The organism is Pseudomonas sp. NBRC 111138, assembly GCF_001320835.1.
Classification (GTDB): Bacteria; Pseudomonadota; Gammaproteobacteria; order Pseudomonadales; family Pseudomonadaceae; genus Aquipseudomonas; species Aquipseudomonas paracarnis.
In genome coordinates this window covers 76722-93732 of record NZ_BCBO01000002.1, presented here as the reverse complement: position 1 = coordinate 93732, position 17011 = coordinate 76722, and the positions used below count along the sequence as shown (strand labels likewise).

Below are 17011 nucleotides of genomic sequence, written 5' to 3'. Positions count from 1 at the left end.
TGCTGTCGGTTACCTGCACGCATCGTCACGCTGGTAACCGCGCTGTTCCAAGCGAAGCTCACGGATCTAACGCGACATTCTAAAGGGCTGAAAACCCGGCAAGTGGCAGCCCTTCAAACACGATTCTTTACGGAGCAGCAAAGAAAGACATGAACTACAAAGTGAGGGTTGCGACATCTGATGACGCATCTGCCGTCCAGGCCATCTATGCGCCAATGGTTTTGGACACAGTCATCTCGTTCGAGTTGATACCACCGACGGTTGATGAGATGGCAGCACGAATAGCCGCAACACTGCAGATATATCCCTTTCTGGTAGCAGAGGTAGAAGGCAAGGTCGTTGGATACGCTTACGCAGGTCAGCATCGAGCCAGGGAAGCTTATCGCTGGTCGGTAGACGTCACCGTCTATATCGACCCTGCGGTACACAGAAAAGGACTTGGTCGTGCGCTTTATCAGCGACTTCTACCGCTCCTCGAAAAACAGGGGTTTCATGCAGCCTATGCCGGCATTGCCTTACCTAACGCAGGAAGCATAGGTATCCATGAAGCGCTCGGATTTACCCACATCGGCACCTACCCCGAAGTTGGGTACAAGCACAGCCAGTGGCATAGCGTGGGCTACTGGCGCAAACCGCTGTGTGCGGTGACGCCGCCTAAAGAAATCATCCCGTTCATTGAGGTAGAGGGAGTGTAAAGGTGAAGGGTGAGATGACATTGCTGCTATTCGTCGGCATTGAAACCAGGCGGTTCACTTGGAGCTATGCTGATTGATGATTCTCGTTCGAGTCGGTGTATTGATCGACTGGAGGAACGGATGAATTTGGCTGATTTTATCTCAGTGCTTTCCGCAGGTGAGGAAATAGGCGGGTGCCAACTCGCCAATTCAGATGCTGTGGCACTCGCCAATCTGCATTTTCCTTTCCGTGCCTATTGTCTTGTTTCTGAATGGGCGATATTGGACCTCGACGTCACAACGTCTCAGCGGCAAGCGATCGTCGATAGAGAGCTAATCCCTGCTCTGGTTTACGCTTTAACCGTTATCCAAGACAGCAGAGGCCGCTTCCAACCTGGCGATTGGGTCAGAACAACGTTGGGGGTTTCCTTCACTCACGCGTGCTTATTTGAGACGAAAAATACGGTTTATGTGCTTATGGGCGCCGGCCGTAGGGTGAGCACAGACCTAAACATCGCATTGAGCTTGTGTTGAAGGCCTCAGCTTATGCGATCCCCCTTCATGACTGCTTACATTAACTGTTCGTGTCAAACTATGTTGTGAAAAGCCGGACCCTGTATTTGAAGCTCAGCCCATCTGTGTCAGTCTATATTGCTGTTGTCTCTACCCCGAGTCGTCGTACAGACCCCGATTTACGCGAGGTGCTGTGTCAAACTATGTTGTTGTTAACCAAGGGGCTGTTTTAAACAGCCCCTTTTTTTCGTTCTGGATTCGCTCAATTCAAGGATGCGTATTGATGCAAAGCCCTTCTGCTACCGTCCACGCACGTCTGCACAATCGTCGGTTTGTGGTCGCGAATAACGCGCAAGGCTTGTCCGGTACCGGCACCGTGTTTCATTACAAAGTCGAAGACGGGGTGATTTCGAGCATTTATCAGGGGGGCCGAATTCGCCTGGGAACGCAGGTCGGGCGGGTGACCGGCCCAGATACTATCGAGCTGCTTTATCAGTGCGTCACCCTGGACGGGGAGCTGCTCGCAGGGTGGTCACGAGGCACGTTAGGTGTTGATCACGCAGGGCGCACTACCCTGAGTTTCGTTTGGGGCTGGCTATCGGGTGCGACCGGAGGCGGAGAGTCTAGTTATATCGAGATCATTGGCTAGAGGCATTGAAAGCACCATAAAACCTACAGGTAGGCGCATATCCCCTGTGGGAGCGGGCCTGCCCGCGAAGGCGGCGTGTCAGTCGCTGCATCTGTTACTGCACTACCGCTTTCGCAGGCAAGCCAGCTGCCACATTTTGATCTCCATCGGGTTTGAGAAAGGGGTGGGTCAGGTCCACCAGTAGCGCACGAGATGAAAGAAGATCGGCGCCGCAAAGCACACCGAATCCAGCCGATCCAACATCCCGCCGTGTCCTTCGATCATGTGCCCCCAGTCCTTCACACCGCGGTCACGCTTGATCGCCGACATCACAATCCCTCCCGCAAACCCCAGCAAGTTGATCAGCAGCGCGATCAGAAACGACTGCCAGGGATTGAACGGTGTGGTCCACCACAGCGCCGCGCCGATCAAGGAGGACAGCAGAATTCCGCCCACAAATCCTTCCACGGTTTTCGACGGCGACAGGTTGGGCGCGATCTTGCGTTTGCCGAACAGCTTGCCGCACACGTACTGCAATACATCCGACAGTTGCACCACGATCACCAGATAGGCGATCAGCAGCAGGTTGCGGCCTTCGTAGCCCGGTATGTCCAAGGTCAGTAGTGCCGGGACGAAAGACACGCAGAACACGGCGATCATCAGCCCCCATTGCACCTTCGATGCCCGTTCCAGAAAGTGCGTACTGTCGCCGCCCAGGGAGGCGAGGATCGGCAGCAGCAGGAACACGTACACCGGGATGAAGATCGAGAACAGCCCGTACCAGTCGGCGTAGATCAGCAGGTATTGCAGCGGCAGGGCCAGGTAGAACGCGGCCACCAGGGCCGGGTAGTCGCTGCGTCGGGTGGGCGTGAGGGTGAGGAACTCGCGCAGGGCGTAGAACGACACCGCGTAGAACAGCAGGATCACCGCGCCGGTGCCGAGCCAGAACGCGATGCCGATCACCACCACCATCACCCACCAGGCGTTGATGCGGGCGTTGAGGTTGTCGATCACGGCATTCGGGCTGCCACGGGTGCGCAGCTTGAGGATCAGGCCGATCAGCGAGGCGATGACCAGGATCGCGCCGATGCCGCCAAATAACATCAGGGTTTGGCTATCCATCTCAGGAATGCTCCGGGGCAAGGGCGAGCAGGGCGTCGCGGCTGCGGGCAAGGAAGTCGGCTTTGTCTTCGCCTTCTTCCAGTTGCAGGGGGGCACCGAAGCTGGTGGTGCATAACAAGGGCAGTGGCAATACGCGGCCCTTGGGCATAACCCGGTTCAGGTTGGCTATCCACACCGGGACCAGCTCGGCCTGTGGGTAACTCTTTGCCAGGTGGTACAAACCGCTTTTGAACGGCAGCAAGCCATCCTCCAGATTGCGCGTGCCTTCGGGAAAAATGATCAGCGAATCGCCGCCCTCCAACGCCGCAAGCATGGGCTGCAATGGGTTGTCCACAGGGTCCTTGCGCTCACGGTCGATCAGCACGCCATTGAACACTCGATTGATGATGTAGCGGCGCAGCGCACTCTTGTTCCAGTAATCACTGCCAGCCACCGGGCGTGTGAATTTGCGCAGGTTCTGCGGCAGTGATGCCCACACCAGGACGAAGTCGCCGTGGCTGCTGTGGTTGGCGAAGTAGATCCGCTGCACCGGGACCGGCGCGCACCCCAGCCACAGGCTGCGGGCGCCAGTGACGGTGCGGGCCATGGAAGTAATCAGCGTGGCGACCACGGGTTCGAACATGGGAATTCCTTATCCGGCGAAAGGTAGCCAAGGGCTGGCGAGAATGACGCCCAGGGTCAACAGCGCTTGCGCGCCCAGCAGCCAGGCTTGTTTACGCAGCAGTTTGAGGGCGCCGCGACGGCGTTCAGTCCATGGCCGACCGGCTCGCTTGGGCGATTGCAGGCCAAGGGTTTGCAGGGCCTGGTCCAGGTCTGGCGTGCGGGTGGTGTCGCGAGCGAGCAGGGCGAACAGGTCGGCGTCAAAGGCCACCCGCAGCGCCCAATACTTTTGCAGCAGGCCCAGCACGATCATCCACAGGGCCAACAGCAGACAAATGGTGGAAATGCTGGCCAACAGCAGCTGGGCGAGGCCGAACAGCACGCCGAGCAGCGTCAGTCCTGTGGATAACTGGTCCAGTGATCGGCCACGGCGCAAGAGGCTGGCGACAATCTGGAGTTCCATATCAGCAGGCATTTGGCAAACCCTCCAATGCTTGACGGTGTTCGGGGTGCAGGACCACATCGGCCCGCGCTGTACGAATAATAGCCAGCGCTTGCTCAACCGTGGTGGCTCGCCCCGTGTTCAACAGCCAGGCGGCGACGGCGGTGGCGCTGCGTGAGTAACCTAGGGCACAGCACACCAACAGGGGGCCGCTCGCTTGCAGGCGTTCAATGGTGTGGGCCGCTTTCAAGCATTCGTCGTGGGTTGGGGCGATCAGGTCCAACACGGGCACGCAGGCGTAAGCACGGCCTTGTGGATTAATCGGCAGTTCGGCGCATAAGTCGACAATGGCCTTGAATGAACCCAGCTCGCGGGTGGCAGGAATACGCCCGAGCCAGACGTTATCCACAATCGGATCGGCCTGAGGATGTTTGCGCGTCCACAGCCGCGAATTGATCCAGGCGCCCGCCAGATAAGGTGCATATAACCAGCGTGCCGCAGGCGTAAGGTGGCCATCCTCACGTTTTTGAAAGCCCGACGCGCCGAGTACGAGGTAGTTGGCCGTGATCAACCCCAGAGAAACCGCAGGCCATAGCAGCCACAGCCAAGCGCCACCGCATACGCAGGCCAGCACTGTCAGTATCACTGCGCCCAGCCCATAGCGTATCCCTAGCCGCCATCGTTGGTTATCCCGCGTCAGCCGTGCATTCAGTAAGGGGCTCGGGTGCTCCATCGGCCATAACCACACGCACAACCACCCCGCGAGGGCGCCTGTGGGTAAGTCGATAAAGTGATGTTGATAAGTGGTCAGCACCGAAACCCCGATTAGCGCGAACCAGCCGTGCACCACCCAACGCCAGAATCCTTGAGTATGCCGTTGGTACATCACCCACAGGATCACCAGCAGCGCGATATGCAGCGAAGGCGCCTGGTTGAAGGGCTTGTCAAAACCGGCCAGCACCGCAAACAACCAACCGAACACACCGTCCAGTTCCGGCCGCTCAAACGTGAAGCGCAGTGGCCAGATCAGGAAGCAACTCACGGCTATCACCTGCGCACTCAGCAGGCGCAGCGCATGCTGTTTGAGCTCATGACGCGTGTTGGGTAGCAGCAACGAGAAGCCGTAAAGCAGGTCGATGGACCAGTAGGGCACGATGGTCCATGCCCAGAACGGCATGTGTGTTTCCCAGCCGAACACCAGGGTGCCGACGTCGCTGCGCTGGCTGGTGACCCAGGTGGCGAAGCCGTAGGTGCTGAAAAACAGCGGTGCCAACAGCAGCAGCCAAAGCATTGCAGGTTTCAATAAACCGGTTTCGCGCATGTTCAGATCTTCTGTGCCAGGGACACGGTGAAAATGCCCCACTCATCCACGCGCTGGGTGATCTTGCGAAAGCCCGCTGCTTCGACGAGTTGGTCCATTTCCGCCTGGCTGCGCCGGCGCATCACCCAAGCCTGACCCTGACGGTGGCTGGTAAGCGCACGGGCAATCAGCTCCAACTGCGGGTGCCAAGGTTGGCCGGTGTAGACCAGGTAACCACCTGGCTCCACGGCTTCGGCCAGGCCCGCCAGTGAACCGCCGACCATGGCGTTATCGGCGAACAATTCGTACAGGCCAGACACCACGGCCAGGGACGGCTTGGGGTCGAGGGCGGCCAGGTCGGCGCGGTCGAACGCGTCGCCTTTGACGAACTGGGCGATGTCCCCCAAACCCTTTTCGCGAATCAGCGCGCCACCGTCGCGCACATTGATATCGCTGTAGTCGCGCAGCAGGATCGACTCCGGCAACGGCGAGACGCCCTGCAAGGCTTCAAGAATGTAACGGCCGTGGCCGGCGGCGATATCGACGATACGGACTTCGCGGTGATCATCACGCAGCTTGGCCATGGCCAGGCGCAGCAGCTCTTCGACATTCAGCTTGCGCTGGCGAATACCACGCCAGCCGATGGAATTGAGGTAGTTGGTATCGATCATCCGCCCCAGCCCGCCCTTGCCGGTAGGCTTATTGCGATACACGTAGTCCAGGGTGCTCCCGGAATCGAAGCCGGTGTCGAAGCCCAGCTTCACCCCATCCGACAGGTTCTTGCCCAAGCCCATGCTGGCGCGGGTCATGCGCCAGTACAGGTCGCGCAGTGAATTGCGTGGCAACGGCGCGGCGAGGGATTCGGATTCGGCGCACGTGGCGCCAAGTTTGTCTGCATCCAGTAAAGAAGCGCGGTCCAGCGGGTGGGCGAAGTTCTGCAAGATAAAGCGCTTGGCGCTGCTCACAGCCACGGCGCGATCACGTTCGCCGAGGGTGTCGTGAAAAAAGCCGGGGAGGATATGCAGCTCTTTTTTAAGGCTGCCGAGGCGGTCGAAGAACTGCTGCTGGGGTTTACGGTGCACCACAAAGTCGGAGCCCGAAATAAGCAGTTGGGTGGGCACCTGGATCGCCTGGGCGTCGGCGACAACCCGGTCGGCCGCTTCGTAAAGGCCCAGCAGCACATTCACCGAAATGGCCTTGGTGATCAGTGGATCGCTGTCGTAGGACGCCACGCGTTCGGGGTCATGGCTGAGGAACTTGGCCTTGACGTAGCTGTTGACGAAAAAGTTGCCACGAAACTTGCGCATCAGTGCCAGGCCGGGGCGGGCGAAGGGCACGTACAGCTTGACCTTGAAGGCTGGCGAGGCGAGCACCAGGGCGCGGATTTTTGGCGCGTAATCATGAACCCAGGTGGCCGCGATCACCGCGCCGACGCTTTGGGCGATGACGGCGATGCCTTCCTCCTCGATGCCGTAGGTGGCATTGATGTGGTCACAGAAAGTCTGCACATCGCGGGCGCTGGTGGCAAAGCTGGGGCTGTCGCCGCGCTCGCCTGGGGATTGGCCGTGGCCACGGGCGTCCCAGGCGAAGAAGTCGAATTCAGGCAGGCCCAGTTCATCCACCAGGTGGGCAATACGCCCCGAGTGCTCATGGCCGCGATGGAACAACAGGATCGCCTTGCGCGGCCCGACACCTGCCGTGGCCGGCCAGTGCCGATAGAAAAGCTCGACGCCATCATGGGTACTGAAGGTGTGCTGTTGCTGTTCGCGCATCGCAAAATCCTTATGCAGAAGGGAGAGATTGTTGTTCTTTGAGGCCCTGACGCACCCGGTTGACCAAGGTATAGGCGAGCAGGGCGGCGACCAGCCACATCACCGCCTCCACCCAACCGGCGCCGAGCCAGCCCAGCGCCACGCCCGTGGCCAGCACCCCGAGCACGAACGCCCGATCACTCTTGCCCATGGGCCCGTCATAACGGCGCGACGCGCCCACCATCGGCCCCAGCACTCCGGCGTATTCGCTGAATACCGCAAGCAGCGTCACCAGCAGCACCGGCGCCAGGCTCACATCGGGGATCAATGCAAAGGGCAGGATCAGCGCACTGTCGGCGATCACATCGCACAATTCATTGAGGTAAGCACCGAGGCGCGACTGTTGGCCGAATTCCCGGGCCAGCATGCCATCGATGGCATTGAGCGCCATGCGCACAATCATCCACAGCGGGATCAGTGCAAACAGCCAGAGGTGTTGGGCAAAGCCCGCGATCAACAGCCCCACCAGCAGGGAAACAACCCCGGCCAGCACGGTGATCTGGTTGGCGGTGGTGCCGTTGTCATAAAGGCGCTGCACGAGAGGCCGCAGCAGGTTTTGAAAACGCGGCTTGAGTTGGTAGATGGAAATCATGGGGGGGCGCTTCCTTGTCCGTGAACCCGCGAAAAACTGTCTGAAGTGTGCCGACTAATCGCAGCCGACACCAGTGATGGCTCGTGTTTATAGGGGATTAGTCACGCTCTTGAGCATAATCAATCACCGCTTGTGGGAGCGTCCTATGGGGCCTCAACAGCAGGTGATCGAGTTCGTGTCTATAGTTACATCTCTACACACGCAGAGGGTCGCAAATGTCTTCGACTTTGCACCGACAGACACCGACTCTGAGGGTGACAGACGCGCGTAGGTTGCAAGTAGCGGTCGTTGCGTATCACCGACAGACATTAGACGAGGCACTGCAGGCACGTACCGAAAGGTATTCGCGCGATGTCCTTGGTCGAGTGCATGCACAATGGGACACGCGATTGTGGGCAACGGGTGGTGAAACAGGGGAGCCCAACCAAGTTATGACCCATAGTCTGTCGGGCCAGCTGTTGCGTGTTGAAAGCGTAGATGCGGGCTGGCGTGTCAACCTTGTGGGCGACGCAGCTCAAACGCTGCATAGTTGGGATGGGCGGGGTACTGTCCGGCGGGTGTGCTATGACTCCCAAATACGTCAGGTTAGTGTGAGCGAAGAGTCAGCGACCACTCTCCAGACCTTCGTCGAGCGGCTGACGTACGGATCATCGACTGAAATGGGCAATCGTTGCGGTCGGCTGGTTCGGCATGACGATGGGGTCGGCAGCCAGGTTTTTGTCGATTACGGTTTGCTGGGGCACGTTGCAGGCCAGACTCAACAGTTTCTCAAGGCATTGGTACCCGCGGATTGGCCTGAGTCTTTGGATGAGCGCGACGCGTTATTGGAGACAGATCACCAAGGCGCGGCAATGCGGTATCTCACGCAATGGCATCACGATGCGTTGAATCAGTTGCTCCGCCAAACCGATGCGTTGGCGAATGTGCAGAGCCATTGCTACAACGTGGCGGGTGAACTGGTTCAATCCAGTCTGACTGAGGATGGAAAACCGGAGCAATTGCTGCTCAGCGCGGTCCGCTATAACGCTTGTGGTCAAGTCGAATCCCAGCTGGCGGGTAATGGTGTCATTTCCCGGCCCGGCTACGACGCCCGCAGTGGGCGACTATTAAGACTGAACACAATCCGGCAGGATAAAGTACTCCAGGACCTACATTATCAGTGGGACCCCGTGGGTAACCTGCAATGCTTGGAGGACCGGGCACAACCAACCCAATGGTTTGATTCTCAACGAATTGTCCCCGTTAGCACTTATCGCTACGACACGCTTTACCATTTGATTGAGGCCACCGGACGGGAAAGCGTCCTGGCCGGCATTCAGCCTGGCCTGCCCGGTGTTGTACTACCAGGAGGAGGTGACGCGAGTCGGTTGCGTAACTACACGCAGGTTTACACCTATGACCTCGGCGGAAATCTAATCACGCTCAAGCATGGCAGCGAACCCTTGCGCATGATGAAGACAGCCGAGCGTAGTAATCGAAGCATGTACATGGCCGATGAGATGAATCCACCGGATTTAGCCAATGGGTTTGATGCAAACGGCAATTTGTTGATGTTGGACGGCGCGCAGAGGATGACATGGGACGCCCGTAATCAATTGCACCAAGTCACCCAGGTGCTGCGCAAGGCGGGGCCTGCGGATAACGAACGGTATTTCTACCATGGCACTGGGCAGCGTGGACGCAAGGTACGAGTGTGGCAGGCAAAGTCTGTTGAGCATGTGGCCCAGGTCATGTATCTGCCGGGTTTGGAGATACACAGCGATACGGCGACGGGAGAAGTCCTGCATGTCATCAGCGTGGCGTTAGGGCGCAGTCAAGTTCGACGGTTAAACTGGCGAGCGAACGGTCGCAAGAGACTACCTGTCCCACAGTGGCGCTACAACGTTGATGACCATCTGGGCAGCGTTGCGTTGGAACTCGATGAATATGGTGACGTGATCAGTCATGAGGGGTATTACCCCTTCGGTGGTACGGCGTGGTGGGCGGCCAGAAGTCAGACTCATGTTAATGGCAAGACCATCCGTTATTCAGGCCAAGAGCGGGATGCGACCGGATTGTACTATTACGGTTCGCGTTACTATGCGCCATGGCTGATGCGCTGGATCAACCCGGATCCCTCGGGCGAAATCGATGGGCTGAATCTGTATCGAATGGTCCGAAATAATCCGCTCCGGTATCGAGACCACGATGGCAGGGCTCCGGAAGTCGCCGACGACTATTCGGATAATTCCTCCAGTGCCCATGTTCCGGCTTATCGACAGAATCCAGAGACATTCCGGCGTCGTGACGTGGATGCTCACGTCGCCGCCGAGCGCCGGGACGCCGTGGAGAGGAGCATGACTCACCGTATGTATGGCGAGCACCGCGTTGAGTCTACTTACACGTCTGCTTCAATCCCAGGCAGGTATCGGTTCAGAAACGAATTCTTGCCCGGCCGCTGGCGCTTGATGGAAAACTACCGTGCGCCAGTAGAGGGGCCCAATGCTACCGACGTTACCTGGCATCAGTATGAAATGATTTCAAGGCATAACAATTTTTACGGTGTTTTACCGCAAGCCATTGTGCGCTGGAACGTTCAAAACAATGAGGCTCTGCTTGCTACGCAGCAGCAGGAAGGCATGCTGGAGCGGTTTTTGGCCAGTGAGGGCAATGGCCGTTCAACTCAGAGAATCATGACTGCTTTCGGCCTGCGTGCTACGGGTATCACGCGACAGGAAGTTTACGATTATCAACTGGGGGCGGACGTTGACATCATAGAGGTTCATGTCGAGCCTCAGCCTGTTCTCGAACCCGCTCCGATGGTTAGGAGCCCGTCCCTGGAGGCTTTGACTCGAGCAGTAGAGCGAGACTTGCGCCGTGCGGCGCGCAACCCTGTCTCACGGGTTGCCCATCGTGTTTGGCGAAACATGCGTAGAGTCATTCAAGGTAGCAGTGCCCGACGTGCCCTGAGGTAACTCTGTGAAGGCCGGACAGCCGACGGATATTTTGCGAGTGCTCCTCGACCTAAATGTGCGAACGGGGTTGAGAACAAAAATTTCACGCTTCGTGTTATATCGTAACGAATTGTGTGCAAATGGGCGTTGAGCAGATGCAAGTGGATCTAGAGGCTGATGGGGCTTCGGTTGAAGGCCTCGCGCGTTTTCAGCAGGGGCTGTTCCACGCCCGTCGATTGCGCCAGGCCGGTATCGGCCTGACAACCCTGGCCCTCAGTGGTTGGATATTGGCGCTGTTCGTAGCGTTGTTTGCACCCGTGTCGATCTGGCCGGTGGTTTTGATCAACTGCGCGTCGGCCTTGCTGCTGCTGGTGGCCGGCTTGCAGTCGGCCTGGTGGGTGGCTGATTGGCGTGCCCAGGCGCTGGAAGTGCCGCGCGGTGAAGCGGTCGAACAATCCATCGAGCCCACACCCTGGCATAAGGGCCTGATCAACCGGTTCGGCAACGGCCTGTTGGCGCAGATTGGCGCACCGGTGCTGTGGTTGAGCGGCTGGTCGTTGCTGGCGCTGGTCAGCATCCTGCAGTTCTGGAACCTGGGCTTGCCCGCTGCCGCCATCGGGCAGTCGGCAAGTATTGGCGCAGCGCTCGCATTGGCCCTGGCGTTTGGCCTGCTGGTATTCGAACGCCGCCTGGCCCAGGAAACTGCCGCCCAATGGCCGGAAGCCTCGCAGCTGGCGCAGTTGAGCCGGATGGCAATTATCTGCCTGGTGCTCAGCGCGATCTGCCTGCTGTTTGCCAATGCGGAGTCGGTGTGGCCGCTGCGCCTGGCGACACTCGTCGGCCTGTTGCCGGCGCTGGTGGCGCTGGAGTTCCTGCTCCGGGGCGTGCTCTCGCTGTTCAGCCCGCGCCAGCCGCGCCTCGAACCGCGCTTGATGGCGCAGAGTTTCATTGCCGGCCTGCTGCGTTGGCCGCCGCAGCCGTTGCTGGCGTTGCAGCATGAATTGCACAACCGCTTTGGCATCGACCTGCGCCAGATCTGGGCCTTTACCTACATGCGCCGAGCGTTTGTCCCGGTGCTGCTGGTGGTGCTGGGGGTAGGTTGGGCGCTGACCGGTGTGCATGAAGTGCCCCTGCAAGGCCGTGGGATTTATGAGCGTTTTGGTAAACCGGTTGAGGTGTTCGGCCCCGGGCTGCATGCGGGTTTGCCGTGGCCGTTGGGCCGCGTACTGAACGTGGAAAACGGCGTGGTGCATGAGCTGGCGACCAGCGTCAGTGACGCCGCCACACCGCAGTTGGCCGCAGCCGAAGGCCCGGCGCCGTTGATCGCCAACCGCCTGTGGGACGCCAGCCATGTGAATGACAAATCCCAGGTTATTGCCAGCAGCAGCGGCGACAAGCAGGGCTTCCAGATAGTCAATATGGACGTGCGCTTTGTCTACCGCATCGGCCTCACCGATCAGGCCGCGCTTGCCGCCACCTACAACAGCGCGGATATCCCGACCCTGATCCGCAGCACCGCCAGCCGCATCCTGGTGCACGATTTTGCCTCGCGCACCCTGGATGAACTACTCGGGGAGGAGCGCACCAGCCTCGCCGACGAGATTGGTCGCAGCGTGCAAGACGACCTGCAAACCCTCGACAGCGGTGTGGAAATCCTCGCCACGGTGGTCGAGGCGATCCATCCGCCGGCCGGGGCCGCCAACGCTTATCACGGTGTGCAAGCCGCCCAGATTGGCGCCCAGGCGCTGATCGCCCGTGAACGCGGTGCCGCCAGCGAACAGACCAACCAGGCGCTGCTTCAAGCCAGTACCGCCCGCGATCAGGCCCAGGCCAGTGCCCGCGAAGTGAATGCCGGCGCCCAAGCAGCGAACCTGCGCTTTGCCGCCGAACAAAAAGCCTACGCCGCTGCGGGCCAAGCCTTCGTGCTGGAACAGTACCTGGGCCAACTGAGCCAGGGCCTGGCTCAGGCCAAGCTGCTTATTCTGGATCATCGTTTGGGTGCCGACAGTGCGCCGACGATCGATCTACGTTCTTTTACCTTGCCCGCCGACCCGTCGGCGCCGCGCAAAGCCGTTCAATAAGGAGTTCGTCTGTTGAGCGCTCATTCCCACGATCATGATCACGGTCATCACCACCATCACGGCCACCACCATCACCATCACGGCGATGAGCAGGCGACCGGGCCTTTTCCCTGGCGGCGCATGGCGTGGGCGGTGTTGCTGGTGCTGTTTGCCGTGGCAGCGGCGAGCCTGGTGCAAGTGCGTTCCGGCGAGGCCACGGTGATTACCCGCTTCGGCAACCCTGCGCGCGTGCTGCTGGAGCCGGGCCTGGGCTGGCGCTGGCCGGCACCGTTCGAAGCAGCGATCCCGGTGGACCTGCGCCTGCGCACCACGTCCAGCGGCTTGCAGGATGTGGGCACCCGCGATGGCTTGCGGATTATTGTGCAGGCCTATGTGGCGTGGCAGGTGCAGGGCGATGCCGACAACGTGCAGCGTTTTATGCGTGCGGTGCAGAACCAGCCGGATGAGGCGGCGCGGCAGATTCGTACCTTCGTCGGCTCGGCGTTGGAAACCACGGCGGCCAGTTTTGACCTCTCCAGCTTGATCAATACCGACGCCAGCCAAGTGCGCATTGCCGATTTTGAAGCGCAGTTGCGCCAGCAGATTGATCAACAATTGCTCACCACCTATGGTGTGCGCGTGGCGCAGGTCGGTATCGAGCGCTTGACGTTGCCGTCGGTGACCCTCACCGCCACGGTTGACCGCATGCGCGCCGAGCGTGAAACCATCGCCACCGAACGCACCGCCGTGGGCAAGCGCGAAGCGGCGCAGATCCGCTCCGCTGCCGAGCGTGATGCGCGCATCATGCAGGCCGATGCCACTGTGAAAGCCGCCGACATCGAAGCGCAGTCGCGGGTTGAAGCCGCGCAGATTTATGGCCGCGCCTACGCTGGCAATCCGCAGCTGTACAACCTGCTGCGTTCGCTGGATACCTTGGGCACGGTGGTCACGCCGGGGACCAAGATCATCCTGCGCACCGACGCCGCGCCGTTTCGCGCCCTGGTGGATGGGCCGAAGGACCTGCAGCCATGAGCGAGCCTGAAAGCCCGGACAGCCCGTGGATCCAGGCCGGGCGCCTGACGTTCCTGGCACTGTACGCGGTCACCGTATTGGCGGCGTTGGCCTGGGCCTTTTCCAATGTGCGCCAGATCGACCCGCAGAATCGCGCCGTGGTCCTGCATTTTGGCGCCCTCGATCGCATTCAGAACGCCGGATTGTTGCTGGCTTGGCCGCAGCCTTTCGAACAAGTCGTCCTGCTGCCAGCGGCCGACCGGGTGATCGAACGGCGGGTGGAAAACCTGCTGCGTTCCGATGCGGCGCTGCAGGCCGATCGCGTGGCCAGTTTCGCCACCCCCTTGAGCGATGCCCTGGCCGGCTCCGGCTACCTGCTGACCGGCGATGCCGGGGTGGTGCAGTTGGACGTGCGGGTGTTCTACAAGGTGACCGAACCCTACGCCTTTGTGTTGCAGGGCGACCACGTGCTGCCGGCCCTGGATCGGTTGGTGACACGCAGCGCCGTGGCCCTCACCGCAGCGCGGGATCTGGACACCATCCTGGTAGCACGCCCGGAACTGATCGGCAGCGACAATGGCGCCGCCGAACGGCGTGAGCGGCTGCGCGGCGACCTGGTGCAAGGCATCAACAAACGCCTGGCGGAGTTGGCGGCCAGCGGCTTGGGGCTGGGTATCGAAGCCACCCGCGTCGATGTGCAATCGAGCCTGCCAGGGCCTGCGGTGAATGCGTTCAACGCGGTACTGACCGCCAGCCAGCAGGCTGATAAAGCCGTGGCCAACGCCCGCACTGAAGCGGAAAAACTCACCCAGACCGCCAACCAGGAGGCTGACCGCCAGGTGCAAGTCGCCCATGCCCAGGCCAGCGAGCGCTTGGCCAATGCCCAGGCGCAGACCGCTACCGTTGCCAGCCTCGCCCAGGTCAAAGACCCCGGTTTGCTGTTGCGCCTGTACCGCGAACGCTTGCCGAAAATTCTCGGCCAGGCCGGTTCCGTGACCACCGTCGATCCCAAAGACGACTCCCGTTTGATCATCCAGGGAGCCGAGCAATGAGCGCACCCATGCTGACCTCAGCCGAGCAGCGCAGCGCTGCCCGGCAATTGACCTTGGCGATGCTCGCCCTGGGCTTGCTCGTGCTGGGCCTGGTGTGGCGCTGGCTCGCGCCCGACCAGAGCGGCGTCAGCCAGTTGCTGCTGGGCGTGGCATCCCTGCTGGTGGCGGTGCCGGTGATGCGTTCAGCCTGGTACAGCCTGCGCTTTCCAAGCCTGCACGGCATCACCGACCAATTGATCGCCCTGGCCATGCTCGGCGCCTGGGCCACCGGTGATCTGCTCACCGCCGCGTTGCTGCCGATCATCATGATCTTTGGCCATGTGCTGGAAGAGCGCAGCGTGATTGGCTCCCAGGAAGCGATCCATGCCCTGGGCAAACTCACCCGCAGCCACGCCCGCCTGGTGCAGGCGGACGGCAGCATCACCGAAGTGGATAACGGCACCTTGAACACCGGCGATATCGTCGAAGTGCGTGCCGGTGACCGCGTGCCGGCCGATGGCGTGGTGTTGTCCGGCCAGGCGAGCCTGGACACGGCGCCGATCACCGGCGAGTCGGTGCCGTTGGAAGCCAGCGTGGGCGTGCAGGTGTTTGGTGGGGCGATCAACCTCGATGGCCTGCTGCGCCTTGAGGTCACGCGTACCGGCAACGAATCGACGTTGGGCAAAGTCATTGCGCTGATGCAGAACGCCGAGCGTTCCAAGCCGCCGATCACCCGGCTGCTGGAGCGTTACGCCGGCAGCTACATGGTGCTGGTGTTGCTGCTGGCAGCCGTCACCTGGTTTGTCACCAATGACGCCCAGGCGATGCTCGCGGTGCTCGTGGCAGCGTGTCCCTGTGCTTTGGTGTTGTCGGCACCGGCCACGGCGATTGCCGGGATTGCCGTGGCGGCGCGCCATGGCATCCTGATTCGCAGCTCGGCGTTTCTGGAAGAACTCGCCGACCTGACATCGCTGGTGGTCGACAAGACCGGAACCCTGACCTTTGGCACCCTGCGCTTGCAGTCCATCGAGACAAGCGCGCCGGATCGCCAAATGCTGCTGAACCTGGCGGCCAGCCTCGGTTCGGCAAGCAGTCATCCGGTCAGCCGAGCGTTGGCGGGGTTGGCGACCCAGGAGCAGATGCGGGTGCTTAGCGACATTCGCGAGCGTCAGGGCCTGGGCGTGGTCGCCCAGACCGAGCAGGGCGAAGCGGCGCTGGGACGGCCGGAGTTGTTTGAACAGTTGGGCATCGTCACCACCGCCGTGCCCACCCATGATGGCCCGATTGCCGGGCTGGCGTTGAACGGCGAGTTCCTCGCCTGGCTGCTGTTGGCCGACAGCGTCAAACCCGAAGCGCGCCAGGCCCTGCAAGAGCTGCGTGACTTGGGCCTGGGCCGCCAACTGCTGCTGACCGGCGACCGCCAAAGCGTGGCCGACAGCCTGGCGCTGGACGTGGGCATCAGTGATGTCGAAGCCCAAGCGCTGCCGGAAGACAAGCTCAACCGCGTGTTGGGCGAAATCAGCAGTGGTTTCAGGCCAATGGTGGTGGGCGACGGCATCAACGACTCCCTGGCGCTCAAGGCCGGCGTGGTCGGCGTGGCCATGGGCGCGGGCGGTGCGGACATCGCCCTGGCCTCGGCGGACGTGGTGTTGATCGGCAGCGACTTGCGCCGCCTGGGCACCTGTGTGCGCTTGAGTCGCCAGTGTCGGCAGACGTTGCAGGTCAATGTGATCATTGGCTTGGGCTGGACACTGGCCATTGTGGTGTTCGCCGCATTTGGCTGGCTGGGGGCGGCGGGCGCGATGATCGCGGCGGTGCTGCATAACCTCAGCACCTTGCTGGTATTGGGGAACGCCGGGCGTTTACTGCGCTTCCAGGAGCCGCTGTTGAAACTCGACGAATAATTTCAGAAATATTTGCTCACGGCTGTAACGCCGACAGGAGGCCTCACTCTAGTGCTGTGTCGAGACTGAACAATCCGTTCGGACCGGCTCCACTACTGATCATGAGGAATACAACAATGAGCATTAAATCCGCTGCTGCTGGTGCCGCCCTCGCAATGGCCGCTGCTTCTCTGTTCGCGGGTGTGGCCACCCAGGTACAAGCGGCAGACGCCACCGTTCACTGCTACGGCGTGACCTCCTGCAAAGGTATGAACGACTGCAAAACCAAGGACCACGCGTGCAAGGGCCAGGGCGAGTGTAAAGGGATGGGCTTCAAGGCCATGACCAAATCGGCCTGCGACGCCGCTGGCGGTAAAGTCGGCGAGTAACCGGCAAACAAGTGCAACCGCG

15 protein-coding genes are annotated in these 17011 nt (G+C 60.6%); 9 read left to right on the top strand and 6 right to left on the bottom strand.

Annotated features, from left to right (window positions below):
* Window positions 1-149 precede the first annotated feature (149 nt).
* From APH41_RS00565 to APH41_RS00555, 3 genes are all read left to right on the top strand, one after another.
* Entirely contained in the window at window positions 150-695 is a 546-nt protein-coding gene (locus APH41_RS00565; protein WP_034115506.1) for an arsinothricin resistance N-acetyltransferase ArsN1 family B, read from the top strand.
* Between the two features lie 120 nt (window positions 696-815).
* Complete coding sequence (locus APH41_RS00560) at window positions 816-1208, top strand: hypothetical protein (protein WP_034115505.1); 393 nt, start codon at window positions 816-818, stop codon at window positions 1206-1208.
* Window positions 1209-1470: 262 nt separating this feature from the next.
* The gene (locus APH41_RS00555) at window positions 1471-1836 is read left to right on the top strand and encodes a hypothetical protein (protein ID WP_054916983.1); all 366 of its coding nucleotides are present in this window, start codon (window positions 1471-1473) and stop codon (window positions 1834-1836) included.
* Window positions 1837-2004: 168 nt separating this feature from the next.
* On the opposite strand, the gene APH41_RS00550 is transcribed toward APH41_RS00555, so the two are convergent.
* The 6 genes from APH41_RS00550 to APH41_RS00525 are packed head-to-tail and all read right to left on the bottom strand — an operon-like array spanning window position 2005 to window position 7682.
* Window positions 2005-2937: a phosphatidate cytidylyltransferase gene (locus APH41_RS00550; protein WP_034129176.1), complete on the bottom strand. Its 933-nt coding sequence runs from the start codon at window positions 2935-2937 to the stop codon at window positions 2005-2007.
* A 1-nt stretch (window position 2938) separates the two neighbouring features.
* Window positions 2939-3559 carry a 1-acyl-sn-glycerol-3-phosphate acyltransferase gene (locus tag APH41_RS00545; RefSeq protein ID WP_034129175.1) on the bottom strand — a complete coding sequence of 207 codons (621 nt, stop codon included), beginning with the start codon at window positions 3557-3559 and terminating at the stop codon, window positions 2939-2941.
* A 9-nt stretch (window positions 3560-3568) separates the two neighbouring features.
* Entirely contained in the window at window positions 3569-4012 is a 444-nt protein-coding gene (locus APH41_RS00540; protein WP_054916981.1) for a hypothetical protein, read from the bottom strand.
* Complete coding sequence (locus APH41_RS00535) at window positions 4002-5300, bottom strand: phosphatase PAP2/dual specificity phosphatase family protein (protein WP_054916980.1); 1299 nt, start codon at window positions 5298-5300, stop codon at window positions 4002-4004. Before APH41_RS00535 ends, APH41_RS00540 begins: the two co-directional genes overlap by 11 nt.
* A 2-nt stretch (window positions 5301-5302) precedes the next feature.
* Complete coding sequence (locus tag APH41_RS00530; RefSeq protein ID WP_054916978.1) at window positions 5303-7051, bottom strand: bifunctional alpha/beta hydrolase/class I SAM-dependent methyltransferase; 1749 nt, start codon at window positions 7049-7051, stop codon at window positions 5303-5305.
* Window positions 7052-7061: 10 nt separating this feature from the next.
* Entirely contained in the window at window positions 7062-7682 is a 621-nt protein-coding gene (locus tag APH41_RS00525; protein ID WP_014720578.1) for a CDP-alcohol phosphatidyltransferase family protein, read from the bottom strand.
* Between the two features lie 431 nt (window positions 7683-8113).
* Here APH41_RS00525 and APH41_RS00520 point away from each other — a divergent pair, with 431 nt between their 5' ends.
* From APH41_RS00520 to APH41_RS00495, 6 genes are all read left to right on the top strand, one after another.
* Window positions 8114-10636: an RHS repeat-associated core domain-containing protein gene (locus APH41_RS00520; protein WP_052200009.1), complete on the top strand. Its 2523-nt coding sequence runs from the start codon at window positions 8114-8116 to the stop codon at window positions 10634-10636.
* Between the two features lie 134 nt (window positions 10637-10770).
* The gene (gene hflK, locus APH41_RS00515) at window positions 10771-12696 is read left to right on the top strand and encodes a protease modulator HflK (protein WP_054916995.1); all 1926 of its coding nucleotides are present in this window, start codon (window positions 10771-10773) and stop codon (window positions 12694-12696) included.
* Window positions 12697-12705: 9 nt separating this feature from the next.
* A complete protein-coding gene (gene hflC / locus APH41_RS00510; RefSeq protein WP_161793234.1) occupies window positions 12706-13707 on the top strand; it encodes a protease modulator HflC in 1002 nt (333 codons plus the stop codon).
* Window positions 13704-14738: a protease modulator HflK gene (gene hflK, locus APH41_RS00505; protein WP_003195796.1), complete on the top strand. Its 1035-nt coding sequence runs from the start codon at window positions 13704-13706 to the stop codon at window positions 14736-14738. Before hflC ends, hflK (APH41_RS00505) begins: the two co-directional genes overlap by 4 nt.
* Window positions 14735-16621, top strand: a complete 1887-nt coding sequence (locus APH41_RS00500; protein ID WP_054916976.1) for a cation-translocating P-type ATPase — start codon at window positions 14735-14737, stop codon at window positions 16619-16621. Before hflK (APH41_RS00505) ends, APH41_RS00500 begins: the two co-directional genes overlap by 4 nt.
* 116 nt (window positions 16622-16737) lie before the next feature.
* Window positions 16738-16989 (top strand): membrane protein, encoded by a 252-nt coding sequence (locus tag APH41_RS00495; protein ID WP_003195792.1) that lies wholly within the window; start codon window positions 16738-16740, stop codon window positions 16987-16989.
* Window positions 16990-17011 lie beyond the last annotated feature (22 nt).